Genomic DNA, 21,182 nt, shown 5'->3' on the forward strand with positions numbered 1-21,182 from the left:
TAAGAGGAATCATACAGCTAGATCGTCACGAATTTTAGTAGAGGTGAAGACAAGTGGCAAAAGTGGAAAGAAAAAAAATTGGATTACTCGTAATGGCTTATGGCACGCCTTATAAAGAAGAAGATGTCGTTGATTATTACACACATATTCGTCATGGAAGAACGCCAACTGCGGAAATGATCCAAGATTTAACAGATCGCTATAAAAGCATTGGTGGCATTTCTCCCCTTGCAAAAATAACATTAGCGCAAGCAACAAAGCTCGCGGAAACGTTAAATGCGATGCAAAACGAATTTGAATTCAAAATGTATCTCGGCTTAAAGCATATTACTCCTTTTATTGAAGATGCTGTCCAGCAAATGAAAGATGACAACATTGAAAATGCTGTTTCGATCGTATTAGCTCCCCATTACTCTACCTTTAGTACTGAGGTATACAATCGTCGTGCTAAAAAGGCTTCAAGTGAAATCAATGGTCCTGAAATTATCTCAGTAAATGAGTGGTATCAGGAGGAAGGTTTTATTCAATATTGGTCAGACGAAATCTCTAAAAAACTGAAGCAAAAAACAGATAATGATTTAGAAAAAACGGTTGTTATCTGTTCTGCACATAGTTTACCTAAAAAAATTTTAGAGCATAATGATCCATATCCAGAGCAGCTTAAAGAGACAGCGGAGTTAATCGCAAAGAAACTTCATTTTAAAAATGTTGTCGTTGGTTGGCAAAGCGAAGGAAATACGCCTGATCCTTGGATTGGTCCAGATGTACAAGATCTAACACGAGATTTATATGACCAAGGTTACCGTTCTTTTATTTATGCCCCTGTTGGCTTTGTTTCTGACCACTTAGAAGTTCTTTATGATAATGATTATGAATGCAAGGTTGTAACTGAAGAATTAAATGTAAGCTATGACAGACCACCAATGCCAAATACTGACTCTAGGTTTATTAATGTACTTGCTAAGGTTGTCATTGAAAAATTAAACAAGTAGGTGATGATAAATGATTCAAAAGACAAAAACATGTCCACAATGTCAAACTGAAATAAAACAGCTAAAACATAGTATTTTATGTGGATGCGGTATAAAATTTAAAACCATAAAAAAGGCAGGTTAATCATCATTCAAAGTAAACAAAAACGACTGGATCTAAGTTCCAGTCGTTTTTATTATGACTATTAATCTTCTCCGATAACAACTTCGGCAATATTAACGGCATGATCTCCTACACGTTCTAAATTACTTACAATGTCAACATAGATAATACCTGCAGCACCTGTACATCTATTTTCATTTAGACGTATAATATGTTTTTTACGAAGATCACGTTCCATGTTATCGATTTTCTCTTCTTTTTCTAGAACGGATCTTGCGTCATCTTGATTTCCCGTTTCTAATGCTTTAATTGATTGTTTTAAAGTAGATAACGTTAAATCAAACATTTCATCCAGATCAGCAATCGCTGACTCAGAAAATATCACTTTGTTCGTAATTTGATACTGAACAAGTTCCATAATATTTTCCATATGGTCACCAATTCGCTCTAAATCTCTAATCGTGTTCAGTAAAGTTGAATGTAATTTCGAATCTTCACCTGAGAGAGAATGCGAAGATAATTTAACAAGATAATCGGTAATTTTCCGATCCAAATTATTTATTGCATTCTCAAATTGCGGAACCATTTCCCCATGTTTCTTTTCATGAGTTTTCATAAAGAGCCCTACCTCTTCAAGTCCCTTTTCTGTTAACTCAGCCATCCTAAGCACTTCTTTTTGACCTTGTCCAAGAGCTATTGATGGAGATTCACGAATAAATCGTTCATCCAAATGGACTGCCTTATATTCAATAGTAGAATCCTCTCCAGGTACCAGCTTTGTAACGATCAAGGCGAGTATGGCAATAAATGGCGCTTGAATTAACGTATTCGAGACGTTAAAGATACCGTGCGCAAATGCAATTGTCATTTCTGGATTAAGACCTAAAGAATCTTGAAGAGATGAAATCAAATAGACAAAAGGACTAAACAACAGTAAGACAATCACTGTTCCAATTAAGTTGAAAATAACATGGGTTAACGCTGCTCTTTTCGCTGCAACAGAAGCCCCAATTGATGCCAAAACAGCTGTTATAGTCGTCCCGATGTTATCACCAAATAACACAGGTAAAGCCGCATTCAAATCCATTAGCCCTTGTGAGAAAAGAGCTTGTAGTAATGCAATGGACGCTGAGGAGCTTTGAACAATCATTGTAAATACCGTACCTATGAATACACCAAGTAGCGGATTATCACTCAAATTTATCATCATATCAGTAAATGCTTGAACTTCTCTTAGTGGTTTCATGGCATCGCCCATTAAGTTAAGTCCATAAAAAAGAGCACCAAAGCCAAACAAAATTTGTCCAATATTATTTGCTTTTCTGTTTTTAAAGAAAAAGATCAAAAAGGTACCAACAGCGATAATCGGTAGCGCATAATCTGATATTTTAATACCAATGATAAATGCTGTTATCGTAGTACCGATATTTGCCCCCATTATGACTCCAATTGCTTGTTTTAATGTCATAAAACCCGCATTTACAAGTCCAATTGTTAATACAGTGGTTCCTGAACTTGATTGAATTAAGATCGTTACTACTAAACCCGCTAGGATACCCATAATCGGATTAGTCGTGTACTTATCTAAAAGATCTCTTAATCGATCCCCAGCTGCTTTTTGGAGACCATCTCCCATGTACGTGATCCCAAATAAAAAGATCCCAAGTCCTCCAAAAAACATGAACAGTATTGTTTGTAAATCCATTTCATCAACCCTTCTTTATATCATTTCGACAAAATGTAACGCTATTTTATCCCCTTTCTTATAGTAAAAAAGGGATTAAGAAAAGTAAATGTTAGAAGTGTAAAGATATTGTAAAGATATTGTAAAGGCATTGTAAGTTTTATTCTGATGTCGTAATTATAGTTAATTTTTATTACATTAGGGCAATTTTTATACATCTTACGTATTTTTAAAGCTTAATGGTAAATAAAACTTTCATGAGCCTCTACTCTCAACCTAGAATGAAAAAGTATTATTCTTTTTCTATCCAACTAGAAACGAACCAACTTTCACACATAAAAAAAGCCTGCAATAAATCATGCAGACTTGTATCTATACTATTCATCTATAGGCTTTCTTCCAGTATAGCCTTCATCTTCTCCGTGAAAATGTGTAATTTCTGATTCCCCTTGTTTCCAACATAAAAGTACTTCTTCACCTTGAATAATTGCAGGAAAATCAAGAAGTCCCATTTCAATGTTCTTTAACTGTGCACCAGATGCTTCGATATTGTAAACATGTAATTGCGCTTGAATTTCTAAAAATTCAAGCTCGCTTTCTTTCATAAAAACACTGTCTGTTTCCGTTTGCAGATGATGAAATGTAGATTCTTTAATTTTCTTTAATTGCTTAGATTTATACTGAAATTCTTTTCGTAACTGTTGTAATTCTGCTAACTCTTTTTCAAGTGTCGGTAACAATTCATTGGCTTCTTCTAAAGTAAAATAAATTTTAGACATCCTATGCACCTCCAAAAACTATTATAAAACAAAATAGAGTGCATTTAAAGGAATCCAACTTAATGTCACTTGAAATCTTATCTTGTTAGACGTTGATATACTATCCAATCTCCTATCAAACATTATACAGTACGATATAATAGTCCCAATAGATAAGTTATATCTCTGTACATGATTATATAAGGTTATAATAGATAGTAGTATGATTGCTACTTCAGGCTTGTGGGTGTAAAAGGAGCTGATTACTACGGAACAGCATCGTTTTTTCCGTATATTAGGAGTCGTTTGTTATGTAACGGCCATTCTTTATTTGACAGAGCACTTTTTTCAAAGCGAAAAACTGATTCTACTATATAGTATTTTCGGCGCTATTTTGCTAGTCTTTAGTTTATTTTTCCTGCAACACATTAGTCGTTTCATTGTATTAACTCTTCTAATTGTTGGGATTGTTTGTTACTATCTTGAAGAAGTAAGTCTATTTGATGCCTTACTTGGTTTTGGCGAAAACATAAATTTATTGTCATTATTTTTATTAATACCGTTAATTGGCACTTTTATGTCTAGTGCAGGCTATTTAACAGCATTAAAAGAAATGGTTCAAGAAAAGGAACGAAAAGGTAATCAACACCCTTATCGTCTTAGCTTTTTTTTAACGGCTACTATTGGGGTGTTATTAAATTTCGGCTCAATGCCGATTGTTAAAAGAATAGCTGAAGAGAGTCTTTCTGCTTACCGCGATCAAAAACTAACCCTAACAATCATGCGTGCGTTCGCCTTCGGAATGTTTTGGTCTCCATATTTTGTGAACGTGGGCCTCGTTCTAGTGTTATTTAACCTTTCTTGGCTAGATATTAGTGGCTACGGTTTTATACTTGGTCTGATTTATTTACTTGTATGTTGGCTGATGTTTAGGAAAATCTCATTTCCTGATGATCCAATCATTGAACATACTCATCTAGAAAAGACTTATTTGTCGCAACAGTCTCTTGTCCCATTGCTATCTTTCAGTTTTACACTAATTACATTATCTTTTCTATTAGACTATTTATTAGAAGTAAATATGCTTACGATTGTCTCGATTTTAGCTATTATTCTACCTATATGCTGGGCACTTGGAACAAAAGTGATATCTTCTTATATTCATGATGTATCTGAACAGGTCCAATCTTCTTTTTTTCGCTTGAAAAATGAGATTGCCATTTTTATCAGCGCAGGCTTTTTTGGGAAAGCGATATCAGAGACTGAAATTGGAGCAACTATTTCAGAAATGTTGTTTCAATCATCATTTGGTTCCGTTTATTTATTAAGTTTTTCCATCGTAATTCTTGCTATCATCCTAGCGCAAATCGGCATTCATCCTATAATTATTGTAATAGGCATTGGTAGTGCTTTGTCTCCTGAAAAATTTGGCGTTAGTCCAGAATACTTAGCCATGCTCCTTCTAGTAGCTTGGACACTAGCGACACAACTGTCGCCTTTTTCAGGTCAAGTACTAATGGCTTCACGCTTAATGGGAAAACCACCTAAAATGCTCATTATACAGAATATTCCTTTTGTATTACTATTATCAATCATTTTAATCTCTACCATCTTCGGTTTACATTGGTTTAAGCTACTTTAGCTCTTACAAGATAATAATGATGACGAAATATGCTACACTTTTAAAGAAATAATTTCATTGTAGATTCAATTACCTTATAACTGAAAGTGAAGGAGAATGACTGATGGAAAATAAAGAATTAGAAAAACAGATCATTCAAAATTACCAAAGCGATGAGAATATGATGATTCTCGTCTTTGCACAGTGGTGTGTAAATAACAACCTAGATCCAGAAGAATTATACACTCGCGCATATCCAAATCAGTCAACAAATTATTCACTTACACAGTCTATGCAGTTAACCGTTCCTAAGGAAGAAGCAGGCCCAATTAGTGATGACACCTTACTTGGAGTTCTATCCCTTTTTGGAAATGAAGATCTTGCTTTTATTGTGACAAAAGAAATTGAAAAAAGAAGTCTTAAAAACTAAGAATCCGAAGGCGTTTCTATTTTTTAAAAAGTAGGAACGCCTACTCACTTAACTTTTTTAATAATACTGAATAAAATACAAAACTTGTCACATTGTAGTATATATTGTGGCTACAGCTTATTCTCTGTTTTATCTTAGATTAATATTTCTTTTAAATAGTTAAGGTCTTGTGCAATATGAGTAGACATTGCTGCTGCAGCCCTATCTACATCTCTTGCTCTCATAAAATGAATAATTTCCTCGTGTTGCTCTAAAATTTCTAAACACCTTTTACTGTTTTCAACATTCATCGTTCGATAAAAGAAAGTTAATGAACGTAAATCATTTAATTGTCTTTTTAAACGTATATTTTGACTAGCTTCTATTATAAGATCATGATACTTCGAATTTAGTTCAACAATTTGTTCAATTGAGTATTTTTCCCCTTTATTAAACACTTCTTTCGTATTTTGAAGAAGATCTGCTATATATTCCAATGTCTGATCAGATGCCAACCGCGTTGCTAAAACAACTGCAACTGATTCAAGTGCTTGTCTGCACTGATAAATATCCTCAACATCCTTTATTGTAGGTTCATAAACAAAAATTCTCGATTTTTCATCAATGACAAGTAACCCCTCCTGTTCTAATGAACGGATGGCTTCTCTTACAGGACTTCGACTAATTTCCAACGTTCGAGCGATTTTTGCTTCGTAAATTCGCTCTCCTGGTAAAAATTCACCTCTAATAATTTTCTCCCTTAAATAATCATGAGCTTGATGATGATAAGAAACAGCTTTTTTAATAGAAAAATCCATACCTTTTCACCTCTCCCTTATAAAGTGCAAAAACTCTAATAATCACCAATGAAAAAACAGTTAAAATAACAAGATTGACGACGAATTATGAATATTTTTAAAAAGAAATATTGACTAAATATTCACGAAAGTTATAATAAGTATATTACCTGTCGACAGACGACAGGTCAAGAAATAAAGAAAGGGACATCCCACAAGCGTGTAAGCGCTTAAAAATTTAAAAGAGGATGAGGTTTAAAATCATGAAAGCAAATATTTTAACACTTTGGAATCATTTATGGACTTCTCATCATCAAGCGAAAAATTTACTTTTGTTTGCATTACCTGTAAACACAAAGAAAAAACTTGAAAAAACGATTTCAAAAGAAGCAAATCACAAAGACAATGAAAAACCACCTAGTTACACAGGGCCTCAAAAAGTGGGGTTAATTCTTGGACCACTTCTTTTTCTTTCTGTATTATTTTTCTTTTTCCCTGAAGGATTAAGCTATGAAGGGCGTATGGTTCTCGCGACAACATTATGGGTTGCAACCTGGTGGATTACAGAGGCTATTCCTATTCCAGCAGCATCTCTCTTACCCATTATACTCTTACCGATAACTGGTGCTTTAGATGGGAGTGCAGTTACCTCTTCTTACGGTGACCCGATTATCTTCCTATTCTTAGGTGGATTCTTTATTGCTTTAGCGATGGAGAAATGGGATTTACATAAGAGAATAGCGTTAACGATCATTTCTGTGATTGGTACAAGTCCAAGAAATATTGTTCTTGGTTTTATGGCAGCAACAGGGTTCCTATCAATGTGGGTTTCAAACACAGCTGCCGTTATGATGATGCTTCCGATCGGTACAGCCATCACGTATCAAGTAGCCCAGGCTTTAAAGAATAGCAAAGAAAACCTTCCTAACGAAGAGGAGAAATTTTCGAAAGCGCTTATTTTCGGGATTGGTTATGCTGGAACAATTGGTGGACTTGGAACATTAATCGGTACACCACCTAATATTATATTAGCTGCTATTATTAATGAATTATATGGAATTCAAATTTCATTTGCGAGCTGGATGTTCTTTGCTTTTCCTGTCGTCATCATTCTATTATTCTCTAGCTGGTTATTTCTCACAAGAATTGCTCATCCCATTAAATTAAAAAGTCTTCCTGGTGGAAAAGAGTTAATTTCAAACGAGAAAAAAGCTTTAGGAAAAACTAGTTTTGAAGAGAAAATGGTTTTAAGCATTTTTACTTTTGCAGCATTTATGTGGATCACAAGAACGTTTTTCTGGGAGGATGGCGGGCTAATCATCGCAATACCAGGGATTAATGATACGATGATTGCCATATTTGCAGCTGTACTGTTATTTATCATTCCATCTGTTAATAAAGAAGGTCGCTTGTTAAATTGGGATGTTGCTAAAGATGTGCCATGGGGAATATTACTTTTATTTGGTGGCGGACTAGCCATAGCAAGTGGATTTCGTGAATCAGGCCTTGCAGAATGGATCGGTGGACAATTAACGGTCTTAGAAAGTGTTAATTTTATTTTAATTATTATCTTAACAACGACTCTTGTCTTGTTCTTAACTGAAATTACTTCAAATACAGCTACTGCCACGATGATTTTACCAGTGCTAGCAGCGCTTGCTCTTGCTCTAAACGTTCATCCATTTGCGTTAATGGTACCAGCAGCAATGGCAGCGAACTGTGCGTTTATGCTACCAGTTGGAACACCACCTAATGCAATTATCTTTGCTACAGGGAAAATTAAAATTATTGAAATGGTTAAAAACGGTTTTTGGATAAATAAATTAGCACTCATTTTAATCGTGCTTGCTGTATACTATTTAATGCCACTTATTTTCGGAATTGATTTGACTGTTTATCCAAGTGAATTAAGAAATTAACTTAAACAAATGTATATGATCGTAAACCTTTTAGAAAACTATTAAATTAGACTTCTAAAAGGTTTTCTTTTTTCTAATATATTTATCCGATTTACTTCATAATACTTGATCTCAAGTAATAAAAATAATGAGTCACGTCAAAATCCAAGAGTAAAAGGAGTTGTTTTTAAAATGTATGATGACCAGCAATTTTTTCATCTTCCACCTATTGCCTTTCGTAAAGATACTACTATCATCAAAGTGACAGGAAAAGGAACTCTGTCAGTACCTGCTAACCAAGCCATCATTACGTTAGGAGTCGTTACAGAGGATACAAACTTAAGTCAAGCTCAGGTAAATAATTCAGTTACCATGTCTAACATTATTACCTCTCTTTTTTCTCTAGGAATTCCAGGAGATCAAATCGAAACAGTTGTTTATCGAATTGATAGTGAATACAATTTTGAAAATGGACAACAGATTTTCAAAGGGTATAAAGTCACTCATCAAATTCAAATTACCGTTAACGATATTTCTATGGTTGGACAAGTAGTTGATACTGCAGTTGACAATGGTGCAAATTCTGTTTCAACCATCCAATTTACAGTAAATGACTTAGACATTTTTTATAATCAAGCATTATCAAAAGCTATTCAAAATGGACTGGTAAAGGCAATGATCATTGCTCGAGATTTAAATGTGACACTTAATCAAACTCCAGATAAAGTGATTGAAATAACACAACCAACTACACCTATCCCCTTTTCAGCGTCCTTTCTCTCAAAAAGTGAAGCTACTCCGATTCAACCAGGTAATATTACGGTGACAGCAATTGTTGAAATGGAATTCTCCTATCTAGCTTAGTAGTAATTGATACAAGAAAGGCTACATTCTCTTTATCATCTTTAATAAGAGAACGCAGCCTTTTAAATGTTAAGCACATTTTTGATCATGTTTTTTTCGTTTAAAATGAGACAAACTTTTACTCAACATCCCGGACGTTAAATAAACCCCAATAAAGACAAGTAACCCTCCGAATATCTGTTCTATTCGCATAACCTCACCAAGAAGTAAGCTAATAAGAGCTGTAAATACAGGAATTAAATTCAAAAAAATCCCAGCTTGGCTAGCACCAATCGATCGAACGGAAATATTCCAAAAAACAAATGAAAAAACAGATGGAAAAATAAACATATAAAGGATTCCATAAATCGACATTGAACTTATTTCAGATAAATTGATACCCTGCATTAATGCAAATGGAGTAAGAATGATCATGGCAAAAAAAGTCGAAACTGCCGTAGCAGTAATCGGAGGAATAGATATTTTCTTCCCTATAATCGAATAAAAAGTCCAAACAATAACCGCTCCGATCATTAACAAATCACCGCGATTATAGTCAGTGTTTAAAATACTACCAAGATTTCCTTGTGTTAAAATAATCAATGCCCCAAATAAGGAAATAAATAAACCTACGATTTGAATACGTGATAGCTTTTCTCTAAGTAATAACACAGAAAATAAAACAATAATGCCTGGATTTAGGGCGCTAATTAAAGCTGCATTTGTAGCAGATGTAAATTCTAGCGCAGAATAAAGAATAAGATTATAACCAATGATGCCCAACAAACCTAATAGCACTAAAGGCATCCATGATTTCATCACCATTTTCCAATCTGGTTTTTCAAAATAGAGCGCAATCGGAAATAAGAGAAAAAGTGCTAATACCCACCTTGAATAAGTAATCCATAAAGGGGAAATTTCTTCAACAACATATTTACCAAATACATAATTCCCTGCCCAAAATAATGTTGTTAATATTAATAAAATCCATATTTTAAAATTTTTCAATCCATTTCGCCTCCGTTTGTAAAAATGATTTAATGTAATCGATAAATGAAAATCGCCTCCCTTGAAAGAATCACTTTATAATGTAACATTTAATAAAACAGGACAATGATCACTACCTAAAATGTCTGAATGAATTTGTGCATTTAAGAGCTTAGTTTGTAATCGTTCTGATACGATAAAGTAATCAATGCGCCATCCTATATTTCTCTCCCGAACCTTACTCATGTATGACCACCACGTATACGCCCCTTCTTTTTCAGGATGAAAATACCTAAAAGAATCGATAAATCCGTTCTCTAATAAAGTTGTCATCTTCCCCCGCTCTTCTACTGTAAATCCAGAATTTTTCTTATTAGATGTTGGATTTTTTAAGTCAATTTCTTGATGAGCTACATTTAGATCTCCACACCAAATAACTGGCTTCACTTCATCTAATGCTTTAATATGCTTTAGAAAATCATCTTCCCACATGAGACGATCCTCAAGGCGTGATAAATCTCGTTTAGCATTTGGTGTATATACGTTTACTAAATAAAAAGAATCAAATTCTAATGTAATAATTCTCCCTTCTGGTTCGGTGTCCTCGCTCCCAACTCCGTAGCTAACAGATAGAGGCTTTATTTTTGTGAAAACAGCTGTACCTGAATAACCTTTCTTTTCAGCATAATTCCAATATTGATCGTAATCCTTTAAAATCAACTCAATTTGTCCTGCTTGAACTTTTGATTCTTGAATACAGAAAATATCTGCATTTACCTCTTCAAAATACTTAAGAAAGCCTTTCTTCACACATGCTCTTATCCCATTAACATTCCAAGAGACTAGTTTCATCTACTCATCACATCCTAAATAAACAATCTTTTATACTGAAAAATATTGATACAATTCGTTAATTACTTCAATGGTAAAATCGCAATAATTATAGTGTAGTTCATTAACTACAAAAATGGAAATAACCAGAAATAATTCGAAAATTCAAATTTATAAACTTTTAATCGTTCATGATCTCCATGTAAAGAAAATGCTTATTTTTTTAGAAATATAAGCTTACTAATCCTTTCTCTAGGACATTCACCCAAGAATCTACATAGGTAAATGCATAAGCTTTAATGAATAGTAAATTTAAAAATGGAGGTTATTTCATGAATACACATTTAAACTATTTTCCTGGTTACTCCCATTATAGAAATATAGATAATTCCGATAATAGAATATTGGATAGACAATTTGGGGGCTTTGGTGGACCTTTCTTAGGAGGTCTTGCAGGAGGTTTATTAGCTGGAACATTATTTTCACCTTATGGCTTAGGTGGATATGGATATCCCTATGGGTACGGAGGATATGGGTACCCGTATTATGGAGGTTACGGATTCCCTTATGGATACGGAGGGTATTATTATTAAAAGCCCGTTTTTAAGTCACCTATTATTATCAAATTATTAAAGTTCTTTTGTTATGAATAGTCATTTTGATTGCTACAAACAGTGTTATTAAATTTGAAAAAAGATGTGTCCTTGTATTTTGACACATCTTTTTTCATTCTCATTCTTACATTTTGTCAAATTCATCAACTAGCTCAGCAAATATCGCTAAAGCATTTTCAATAAATTCTGGTTTTGTTAGATCGACTCCTGTTGACTTAAGTAACTCAAATGGATAATCAGAGCTTCCACTCTTTAAAAACTGTAGATAGTTCTTAAGTGTGTTTTGATCTCCTGCTAAAATTCTATCAGCAAGATAAATAGCTGAAGCATAACCAGTCGCATATTTATATACATAAAATGGTCGATAAAAATGCGGAATACGCGACCAACCATATTTCACTTCATTATCTAAGACAAGTTCCTCACCATGATATTTCGTGAAAATCTTTTCGTATATGTCACTAAATACAGTTGCATTAAGAGGTTCTCCGTTCTCAGCTTTTTCATGGGTCATTTGCTCAAATTCAGCAAACATTACTTGTGTGAAAAACGTGCCTTTAAAACCATCAATAAAATGGTTAATAAGATGTTTCTTCATTTGAGGATCCTCTGTCATTTTCAATAAATGACGAATAAGTAAAATTTCATTTACAGTTGACGCTACTTCTGCGACAAAAATCGAATAACCTGCACTAATTTGTGGTTGATGCTTTGATGAGTACCATGAATGCATCGCATGTCCTGATTCATGGACAAGGGTAAATAAGCTGTCTAAATCATCTCTGTGGTTAAGTAAAATAAAGGGATGGACTCCATAAAGACCTAAATTATAAGCACCAGACCTTTTACCAGGCGTTTCACGAACATCAAAGTACCTTTTATCTTTAAAGCTTCGTAACGTCTCAACATAATCAGATCCAAGTGGCTTTAAGCTTGTGAGCATCGTTTCATACGCTTCATCAAATGAGATCTCATCTTTAACATCTTTTACTAAAGGTACATTCAAGTCATACGCTCTCAGTTCATCTAGACCAAGAATTTGTTTTCGTAGCTCAGCATAACGGCGCATCGGTTCTAAATGAGCCTTTGTCGTCTGTATGAGATTATCATAGACTTCTTTAGGTACTAAATCATCAAAAAGTGATTTTTCTAACGCAGAGGGATACTGGCGCATTTTTGAAATGGTCACATTATTTTTAATGGCAGCTGCTAGAGTCGTCGCAATCGTATTTTGAAGTTGCACGTATGGTTTGTAATAGGCAATGTATGCTTCTTTACGCGTATCACGATTTTGATCTTCAATCAGTTTCGTATACATTCCTCTTGTAAGCTCTACTTTTTCCCCTGCTTCATTCGTAACCTCGCCAAATTTAATATCGGCATTGTTGATCATTCCAAATGTTTGACTCGGTGTAGAAAGAGCATCCCCTAGTTGAGAGAGAACTTCTTCTTGCTCCTTTCTTAAAACATGTTTCTTATAACGAAAAGCTTCAAATAAATCTTCTTCAAAATATTTCAATCCAGATACTTCAGCAATGTAATTCTTTAATGTCTCTTCTTCAAGACTTAATAAAAAAGGCATAAAAAATGACTTCGCCGAGCTTAGCTTTACACTTAATTGTTTTCCACGATCTAAAAGCGCTTGTGCAGTAGACTTCCTTGTGTCTATATCCACATGTAACATGGCATACACATACACTTTTTTAAACAAATATCCAACTTCTTCATTTAACACTAAATAATGATATAAGGACTTAGCATCATGAATCTCTCCATTAAAAGCACGCAGGTTCCCAATCTGATCATTTACAGAATTATATGCTTCCTCCCATTCTGTTTGAGTAGCAAAAATATCCTCTAAATTCCATTTTTCATGTGCTGGAACTTCCTCTCTTGATTTATATGTCTTCATTTACCTACCCCTTCCAAAAGCAGCATTATTTATCTATTCATTATTATCAAAGTTAATCTGTTATGTATGACTGAAAAAATAACAATTCTTTCCTCTGCTTTGCTTAAATTATATCTGCACTGTTCTTACAATACAAACATATTGACCTTTTCTGATATTCCTCTCGATGAAATATAAATGAAAAGGGTGACCCAAAATATTGAGTACCCTCTTCATTATAAAATCACTCTTCAAATTCTGTAAAACCCTCTCTTTTTGGTTCGAAATCTTCTCCGTGAATTTCAACGATATTACCGTCAACTGTTCCCTCCACATACGTATCACTTACTTGCTCATGAGTCTTCGCAAGCCCACTTTCTACCTCTTGTGAACTTTTGTAATCAGATGGTTGATAATAATTTGTAGCTACTGCATCTGACGTTTTTGTAGGGATTTTTTCATTTTGTTTATTTACCATAATTACCTCCTCACATTAATTATCTTTATTATTTCTCGTTTTTAGAGATAAAATGAGGATTATTGATAATCAAATATTGGATATGATCTTTTAATCATAATAAAATCATTCCAGTAAGCCTAAATGAATATAGTCCCTCATGTTAATGCTTCCTGTCACTGGTATTTTCTCATCTTTTTGAAATGATTTTATCGCTTCCTCTGTTTTCTTATCAAAAATCCCATTACATTCTCCTTCATAATAACCAACTACTTTTAACCTTGTTTGAATGATGTAGACAAGAACACCTTTAGAATCTCTGCTTAATTGCTTATACTCACCATCTCCATTTCCCATAACAGGGCCATCTAAATGAACTGGAGTATCTATTGGAACTAACTCGTACAATTTTTCAACATCTTTGTTTTTCATACGTATGCATTCACTGCTGACATTTTTACCTAGTAACCAAGGTTTATTCGTTCCATGAATTCCAAAAGTCCCCCACGGAACATTTAAACCTAACCATCTTGTCCGAAACCCACTTCCCCAATTTTTTGCTTTATAAATGACTCTAAATTCACCATTTCGTGTTTATTTTTCATCTGCTCCAAAGGAAATGGAGAATGTGTCTATAATTTATTTATCACGTACTAAGTAAAGCTCGTTTTTCCATAAATCAATATAAATATGTTGCCTTTCATTTGTAGCATAAGCAAATGGTGGTACTGCGAATATACAAATAATAATCACTATTAGTAGAAAATATTCTTTTCTCATAAAGTTACACCTACTTGCTATCCTCATGTTTTAGAGGGAGATTTCCCAGCTCCCATGCGCTTGTAGGAGAATCTCTTTTAACAGTAAAAGTAAAAGATAATTCTACTTCTGACTTCCCTACTTCTTTTAGTTTAAATACGATAGGAATTTCGTGTAGTACATCTCCTTTTATTAAGGGGGGATTTAATTTATTTACCATTCTGATCATTTCAACATCTTTCATACTATCTGAAATAGCTGTTACATCACCGCTATAAATATAGCCCATTAAATCTTCGTCATGATGATTGACTGCAATGAAAAATAATTCAATAATTGCTTCTGGAGTTTGTTCTTTTACAAATTGACCTAGCGAGCCAGCAGCTTTATAAATCATAACCTGATGGGAAAGATCAAGACTTTTTGTCGAGTGAGTTAAACTATCTTTAAAATGAATACAAAAATGTCCAGGAAACCCGTTCTTTAAGGCCCCATGACCATGAGGCATTCCGTGCATCGATGCTGCGATGACATGATTTTGATAATGGATAAGGATTGCTCTTCTATTCCAACTCCATTTTCCTCCATAAATTCTTTTCATTATTTTCGTATCTGATTCTGTTAAAGGTTGAACATCTGCGTGATTACTACCAGCTCTTCGTTGTGCTTGAAATTGTAAGCCTGTCTCAATATCAGTAATTCTAAATGTTGTATAACGAGGAATGATTGAATTAACTTCTTCCCAAGTAAATATCTCTCCAAAATGTTTGGCTTGTAATACCTTAAAATAGGTTTTTATTTTCTTTGTTACATTTGGTGAAATCGCTATTTTTTCTTTAGTCTGTTCATCATAAATAGCCCCATTATCATCCACGATAAAAATTCGAATGATCCCATTATCTTCTATTAATAAATAATTGTTTGAAGACGGTATTTCCGACACTTTCATGCGCGATTTTGCATTCGTTAAAGCATGAATTAAGTCATTAGACTGTACGGTTAAGACTGTTTGAAATAATGAGTTGCCAGATGATTTAACTAAAAAAGACATCTCAGCTTCTGCTTGCTTAGCAAGTATTTGTACAGGCTGCATTATGTAAAACAGTAGTAGCATTAATAAAAACGTCTTTTTCATCCCTAAGACCACCTATATATCATCATTTTCCTTTACCCACTCTTAACTATTTGTCATCATCGTTCAAATTAAACAGATAAGTTATGGAAATAGCGAGAACATACTAAGTAAGCTTATTAAAAAGACCCAAAATGAACGTCATTCACTTTGGGTCTTTCAGATTAATTATTGGCTTTGTTGATTTGGTTGAAATTGAGGTTCTTCTTGAATAACTTGTTGATAACGACTTTCAATTTGATCACAAATGTTTTTTTGCTGCTGGGATAATTGCTCAAATAACTGTTTTGCTTGCTGATTCTCCGTCTCTAGAGCAAACTGACTTAAACTCGCTTCAACACTTTTAGCTGATGAAATGGCTTGTTGTAATTGTGTTTGAACTGTCATGTCTACACCCCCTTACCAAAGGTAGGGTGTCTAATTATGATCAGTATTATTCATTTTTATAAGTCAACCTACTCGTCATTCTCCACTTCATTATTGCATTCAAAACATAGTGAGCAATTATTTCGAAAAAGAATATGATGGAACTCACATTCATATCATACATTCAGCTCCAGCACCTTAAAAATTTATGATTTTCAATATCCCCAACCGTATCCTCCACCAAACCAACAGGCACCAACTATAATAATGAGAATAAAGAGAACTACAAGTAAAGCAAAGCCTCCTCCATATCCTCCAGCTATACCCATTACAATCACTCCTTTGTAATTAAATGTGAAGTGGACACTTCACCGTCCACTGTTATTGTATGCTTTTCTTATTAGTATGACTGGGTTCAAATACAAAAAAACTTGAAGGAATGTATTCTCCAAGTTTTTTTGTCTATTCATATTTAATTGGGTTCATTTCCAATTTTCAGTGCGATTTTTCCAAATTGCTCAGCTTCATTCATTCTTAATAATGCATTGGTGGCTTCGCTTAATGGAAAGACTTTATCCATAACTGGTTTTATATTGTAACGACTAATAAAATGTAGCATTTCTCTAAATTCATCACGGCTACCCATCGTTGTACCAAGCATATTAAATTGACCATAAAAGAAGTTACGGATGTTGATTGTTACCTCATCACCTGCTGAAGCACCGAATGTAACAATCGTTCCACCTTTTTTAAGTTGGTGTATAGATTGATTAAACGTTGCCGCTCCGACTGTTTCAATGACAACATCCACTTTTTCTCCCTTTAGTGCCTCCTCCCAGTTGCTCGCACTATTAATCGCCACGTCTGCACCAAGTTTAAGAGCTTTTTTCCGTTTTTCCTCTGAACGAGAAGTCACAATGACTCGACAACCAATCGCTTTGGCAAATAATAATAAGAAAGTAACCGCACCACTACCAACTCCTGGTAGTAAAACGGTATCGTTTGGTTTGACATTCGCTCGTGAAATCAAAGCCCTATAGGCAGTAAGAGCAGCAAGCGACAATACACCAGCTTCTTCCCAGTTTAGATGCTTTGGCTTTGGTTCTATATTTGCAGCAGAAATCGTGATTTTTTCCGCAAAAGTTCCATGATCAGGTAACCCTAACACTTCAAACCCTTCAGGTGGAGATGAACTTTTGTTAATCCAACCTAAACTTGGATTTATAATCACTTCATTGCCAATGTGAAATCCTTCTACTCCTGAACCAATTTCTTCAATTATACCAGCTCCATCAGACCCAATAATTAATGCTGGTTCATTTTCCTTATGACGCTCTAACACAAAAAGATCTCTGTGATTTAACCCAGCATAAATGAGCCTTATTCTTACTTCGCCAGCTGCTGGTTGTTTTTCTTCGATCTCCTGATATGCAGTTCCTTTTAGACCTTTCTCACCTTTATGTATAAATGCTTTCATTTGATCACTTCCTTCACTTTATTCCTCACCTTCACCAATAAGCTAGTTAGATCACAACTAAATTCCATTCTCCTTATCAGCTGGATAAATCAGGCCAACTTCTTTTCTTGCTTTTTCAATGATCTGTGCTGTAATCATCGAATGCTCATATGAATTAACTGTTGATTCTAGCTGATGGTTCTTAATTAGATTCATAAATTCATTAATTTCATAATACATATTGTTTTTCTCTTGTGGCACTGTAATATCTTCAATTGTTCCATCTAAATAATGAATTTCTGCTTTTTCAATATCGTGGATTTTGTCGATCACAATACGACCATTTTCCCCATGAATTTCAGACGGTATTGATGATTCTGTAATTTTTGAGTACATGATAACAGCATCCATATCTTCATATTGAAGCAGTAAACTTCCTTCACCATCAACTCCTGACTCTAAAAACACACTATTTGCTTTTACGCTTATTGGCTCACCAAATAAAGTAACTGCTGGATAAATGCAATAAATGCCCATATCCATTAAAGCGCCATTTGAAAAAATCGGATTAAACGTATTTAATACAATTCCTTCTTTATATTTATCGTAGCGTGAAGAATATTTACAGCTACTTGCAAAATAGCGACGAATTTTTCCGATTTTGTTGATATTTCGCTTAATGCTTTCAAATGTAGGAAAGAATGTCGTTTTCATTGCTTCCATTAAAAGAACTTGATTTTCTTTTGCTGTTTGAATCATCGCTTCTAGTTCTTTTGTGTTCGAAGCAATCGGCTTTTCACATAAGACATGCTTTCCATGTTCCATTAGCGTAATCGCTTGTTTTGCATGAAAAGAATTTGGACTTGCTATGTAAACAGCATCTATCTGATTACTTTTTGCGAGTTCAGAAAGATCTGTATAAATTGTCTCAACTTGATATTTCTTTGCAAATTCTTTTGCTTTTTCCTCTGTTCGAGAATAAACAGCATGGAGAGAGAAATCCTCTAGCTTTTGGCCTGCATCAATAAATGATTCAGTAATCCAGTTTGTACCTACCACTGCAAAACGTATCATACTATCACCTCATAATTTATCATATCAAGTTTTAATCATACCATATTTGGGTATATAAACATAAATAATGAAACAACCTGAGCCAAGGTAAAACTATGGCTCAGGTTGCAAATGATTATTAATCAGCTGTCATTTCTAGATCATCTACACGCTTTTCAAGATACTGTGTATCTTTACGAGCGTTAAAACGATCTGCTTTTTCTACTTTAACAGCAACGTTATAACTTGGAATTTTAGCTAGCTTTTCATAAACACCTTTTGGAAGTAAGAAGTTTCCTTCTGGGAAATGGACTTCTACATTTCCTTTTGCAATATCTACAAACCTAGCATTTCCTGTGAACACACCATGTTGGTTATAAACAACGACAGAGTCACGTTCAGCAATATTAAGATTTTTCGCATCTTCAGCATTCATTAATACATCATAACGATCAGCTCCGTTAAATGAGTCATACTCACTATAAACCATGGAGTTGAACTGCTTACCGCGTCTAGTCGTTACATAGAAATCTCCAGCTGCTTTATTTAAATCTGGGATATCAACTGGAATTAAGTTACCTTTGCCATCTGGAGTTGGGCAAATACCATCTTCACATAACCAAGCACCACCCCATTGGAAAACATCACCTTGATTTTTCAAATGTTGAATGCCATCGTAGTTCGGGTTTGCTAGAGCAATTTCATCGCGAATCGCTTGACCATCTTTAAAATCAACTAGATGAGCTTCTTCTGGATTTACTCGTTTTGCAAGGTCGATATAAATTTGCCATTCTGAACGAGCTTCTTCGATCACTTGTTTATTTCCATCGATTGTCGGAGAGAAATAAACCATACGTTCCGTTGAAGTAGAGGTTCCACCACCATCTTGTTCATAACGAGTCTTAGCTGGAAGAACGATAACCGCTTCCTTCGCATCAACAAGTGTAGATGTATTGAAAATAATATCTTGGTGAACACGAATTTCAAGTTCAGACAATGCTTTTTCTACAAAGTTTGGATCAGGCATTGTTTCTAAGAAGTTACCGCCGGATAAATAGTACATTTTAATTTTACGCTCATGATCCTCAGGTAGTAAAATATTCTCTAATGATACACCAAGAACATCTCCTTGCCATTTTGGTAATTCAAAGTTCCATAGCTTTTCAATGCGCTCAATATTTATCGGTTCAAAATCTCCACCTGGAAGAACGAATGGATCACATCCCATTTCACCACTACCTTGTACACTAGAGTGTCCGCGGATTGGCATAAGACCACAGTGTTCACGGCCTAAGAAACCACGCAGTAATGCTAGGTTTGCAACTTGAGAGATGTTATCAGAAGCAAACGTGTGCATTGTTAATCCTAATGACCAAACAAACACACCTGATTTACTATGAGCAAGTAATGTTGCTAGTTCACCAATACGGTCTTTTTTAACACCAGATGATTTTTCGATAGTTTCCCAAGATTCTTGTTGTACTTTCACTTTTAATTCTTCGTAATTATTAACGTGTTCTTTTACGAAAGCATGGTCAATTGCAGAACCGGCTTTTGCTTCTTCCATCTCAAACCAGTACTTCATAATCCCTTGCATGAAGGCAATGTCTCCACCAATGTTTACTTGATAGAAATCATCCGCAAGCTTCGTACCAAATAGAGCAGATTCCCCTACTGATGGAATCCAATAGTTTTCCATTGCTGGCTCACGATATGGGTTGATGACAATAATTTTTGTTCCTTTTCTTTTTGCAGCATACATATACTTGGTCGAAACAGGTTGGTTATTAGCCGCAACAGATCCCCAGAATACTACAACGTCTGAACCAATCCAGTCTTTATAATTAGCGCTAGATGCCCCAATTCCTACAGAACGCTTAAGTGCAGTCTTTGAAGGCGAATGACAAATACGAGATGCATTATCAACGTTATTCGTACCTAAGAATCTAGCAACTTTTCCAGCTACATAATAGGATTCATTTGTAATCCCTCTAGAAGTTAAGAAAAACGCAGTGTTTTTAGGATCTAATTGTTTATATTTATCAGCAATCATGTCCATTGCTTCGTCCCACTCAATACGTGAAAACTTTCTTTCCCCTGGTCTACGAATTAATGGATACGGGATGCGTCCTAATTTACGTAGCTCTGCACTTGAATATTTACGCAATTCATCAATATCTGCATGAACAATTTCTTCTTTCATAGCAGGCATTGTGTTAAGACGTAATACATTTAAACGAGTTGTACAAACGTGAGGTCCAGCTAACGTTTGATCATACAAACCTGAAACCCCTAACGCACAACCATCACAAACACCTTGCGTAATGATATTTTTCGCATAATTTAAATTATCTTTATTATCCCAAACGACTTTCATTGTATCTCGAATATGTTTAGGTTTTACTTTACCTAACCCAAAAGGAACTTTACTTACCCATAGTTTAGGTGCTGGTGCGCTCGGTAATTTAATAGGACCAGAATGTTTTGTTTTACCCAATTTAATCACTCCTTAGTGAAATTTCATACTTAAT

At 34.5% G+C, this 21,182-nt stretch carries 20 protein-coding genes and 1 pseudogene; 6 read left to right on the forward strand and 15 right to left on the reverse strand.

Annotated elements, in window-relative coordinates; genetic code table 11:
* Positions 1-62: 62 nt before the first annotated feature.
* Positions 63-992 carry a ferrochelatase gene (gene hemH / locus IQ10_RS04075; RefSeq protein ID WP_144449431.1) on the forward strand — a complete coding sequence of 310 codons (930 nt, stop codon included), beginning with the start codon at positions 63-65 and terminating at the stop codon, positions 990-992.
* Between the two features lie 185 nt (positions 993-1,177).
* Here the strand turns inward: hemH and IQ10_RS04080 are convergent, their stop codons facing one another.
* Both IQ10_RS04080 and IQ10_RS04085 read right to left on the reverse strand, forming a co-directional pair.
* Positions 1,178-2,800, reverse strand: a complete 1,623-nt coding sequence (locus IQ10_RS04080; RefSeq protein ID WP_144449204.1) for a Na/Pi cotransporter family protein — start codon at positions 2,798-2,800, stop codon at positions 1,178-1,180.
* A gap of 356 nt (positions 2,801-3,156) precedes the next feature.
* The gene (locus tag IQ10_RS04085; RefSeq protein ID WP_144449205.1) at positions 3,157-3,558 is read right to left on the reverse strand and encodes a DUF2203 domain-containing protein; all 402 of its coding nucleotides are present in this window, start codon (positions 3,556-3,558) and stop codon (positions 3,157-3,159) included.
* A 310-nt stretch (positions 3,559-3,868) separates the two neighbouring features.
* Here IQ10_RS04085 and IQ10_RS04090 point away from each other — a divergent pair, with 310 nt between their 5' ends.
* Together IQ10_RS04090 and yxiS are read left to right on the forward strand one after the other, a co-directional pair.
* Entirely contained in the window at positions 3,869-5,179 is a 1,311-nt protein-coding gene (locus tag IQ10_RS04090) for a hypothetical protein (protein ID WP_242009730.1), read from the forward strand.
* 103 nt (positions 5,180-5,282) lie between these two features.
* The gene (yxiS, locus tag IQ10_RS04095; protein ID WP_144449207.1) at positions 5,283-5,588 is read left to right on the forward strand and encodes a protein YxiS; all 306 of its coding nucleotides are present in this window, start codon (positions 5,283-5,285) and stop codon (positions 5,586-5,588) included.
* A 134-nt stretch (positions 5,589-5,722) separates the two neighbouring features.
* On the opposite strand, the gene IQ10_RS04100 is transcribed toward yxiS, so the two are convergent.
* A complete protein-coding gene (locus IQ10_RS04100) occupies positions 5,723-6,385 on the reverse strand; it encodes a GntR family transcriptional regulator (protein ID WP_144449208.1) in 663 nt (220 codons plus the stop codon).
* A gap of 242 nt (positions 6,386-6,627) precedes the next feature.
* Between IQ10_RS04100 and IQ10_RS04105 the strand changes: the two genes are divergently transcribed.
* Positions 6,628-8,283: an SLC13 family permease gene (locus IQ10_RS04105; protein ID WP_144449209.1), complete on the forward strand. Its 1,656-nt coding sequence runs from the start codon at positions 6,628-6,630 to the stop codon at positions 8,281-8,283.
* Between the two features lie 171 nt (positions 8,284-8,454).
* Positions 8,455-9,126: an SIMPL domain-containing protein gene (locus IQ10_RS04110; RefSeq protein ID WP_144449210.1), complete on the forward strand. Its 672-nt coding sequence runs from the start codon at positions 8,455-8,457 to the stop codon at positions 9,124-9,126.
* A 69-nt stretch (positions 9,127-9,195) separates the two neighbouring features.
* Here IQ10_RS04110 and IQ10_RS04115 read toward each other — a convergent pair whose 3' ends face one another.
* Positions 9,196-10,113, reverse strand: a complete 918-nt coding sequence (locus IQ10_RS04115) for a DMT family transporter (protein ID WP_144449211.1) — start codon at positions 10,111-10,113, stop codon at positions 9,196-9,198.
* A gap of 75 nt (positions 10,114-10,188) precedes the next feature.
* Positions 10,189-10,944, reverse strand: a complete 756-nt coding sequence (locus IQ10_RS04120) for an exodeoxyribonuclease III (protein ID WP_144449212.1) — start codon at positions 10,942-10,944, stop codon at positions 10,189-10,191.
* A gap of 311 nt (positions 10,945-11,255) precedes the next feature.
* On the opposite strand from IQ10_RS04120, the gene IQ10_RS04125 reads away from it, so the two are divergent.
* Positions 11,256-11,516 (forward strand): hypothetical protein, encoded by a 261-nt coding sequence (locus IQ10_RS04125; protein ID WP_144449213.1) that lies wholly within the window; start codon positions 11,256-11,258, stop codon positions 11,514-11,516.
* Between the two features lie 145 nt (positions 11,517-11,661).
* Here IQ10_RS04125 and pepF read toward each other — a convergent pair whose 3' ends face one another.
* The 10 genes and pseudogenes from pepF to IQ10_RS04170 form a co-directional block, all read right to left on the reverse strand.
* Entirely contained in the window at positions 11,662-13,449 is a 1,788-nt protein-coding gene (gene pepF, locus IQ10_RS04130; protein ID WP_144449214.1) for an oligoendopeptidase F, read from the reverse strand.
* A gap of 223 nt (positions 13,450-13,672) precedes the next feature.
* A complete protein-coding gene (locus tag IQ10_RS04135; protein ID WP_144449215.1) occupies positions 13,673-13,906 on the reverse strand; it encodes a YozQ family protein in 234 nt (77 codons plus the stop codon).
* Positions 13,907-14,011: 105 nt separating this feature from the next.
* Entirely contained in the window at positions 14,012-14,242 is a 231-nt protein-coding gene (locus tag IQ10_RS18695) for a peptidoglycan-binding domain-containing protein (protein WP_367613652.1), read from the reverse strand.
* A 27-nt stretch (positions 14,243-14,269) separates the two neighbouring features.
* Positions 14,270-14,467 (reverse strand): annotated as a pseudogene (locus IQ10_RS18700) (L,D-transpeptidase); the annotation flags it as partial.
* Between the two features lie 208 nt (positions 14,468-14,675).
* Positions 14,676-15,779: a hypothetical protein gene (locus IQ10_RS04145; protein WP_144449217.1), complete on the reverse strand. Its 1,104-nt coding sequence runs from the start codon at positions 15,777-15,779 to the stop codon at positions 14,676-14,678.
* A 165-nt stretch (positions 15,780-15,944) separates the two neighbouring features.
* A complete protein-coding gene (locus tag IQ10_RS04150) occupies positions 15,945-16,163 on the reverse strand; it encodes a DUF1657 domain-containing protein (RefSeq protein ID WP_144449218.1) in 219 nt (72 codons plus the stop codon).
* 194 nt (positions 16,164-16,357) lie between these two features.
* Complete coding sequence (locus IQ10_RS04155; RefSeq protein ID WP_144449219.1) at positions 16,358-16,471, reverse strand: YjcZ family sporulation protein; 114 nt, start codon at positions 16,469-16,471, stop codon at positions 16,358-16,360.
* Between the two features lie 143 nt (positions 16,472-16,614).
* Positions 16,615-17,619, reverse strand: coding sequence for a zinc-binding dehydrogenase (locus IQ10_RS04160; RefSeq protein WP_144449220.1), 1,005 nt, complete (start codon positions 17,617-17,619; stop codon positions 16,615-16,617).
* Positions 17,620-17,676: 57 nt separating this feature from the next.
* Positions 17,677-18,672: a Gfo/Idh/MocA family protein gene (locus tag IQ10_RS04165; RefSeq protein ID WP_144449221.1), complete on the reverse strand. Its 996-nt coding sequence runs from the start codon at positions 18,670-18,672 to the stop codon at positions 17,677-17,679.
* A 118-nt stretch (positions 18,673-18,790) separates the two neighbouring features.
* Positions 18,791-21,148, reverse strand: coding sequence for an FdhF/YdeP family oxidoreductase (locus IQ10_RS04170; RefSeq protein ID WP_144449222.1), 2,358 nt, complete (start codon positions 21,146-21,148; stop codon positions 18,791-18,793).
* Between the last annotated feature and the right edge of the window lie 34 nt (positions 21,149-21,182).

The organism is Halalkalibacter nanhaiisediminis, assembly GCF_007830185.1.
Lineage (GTDB): Bacteria > Bacillota > Bacilli > Bacillales > Bacillaceae_D > Halalkalibacter > Halalkalibacter nanhaiisediminis.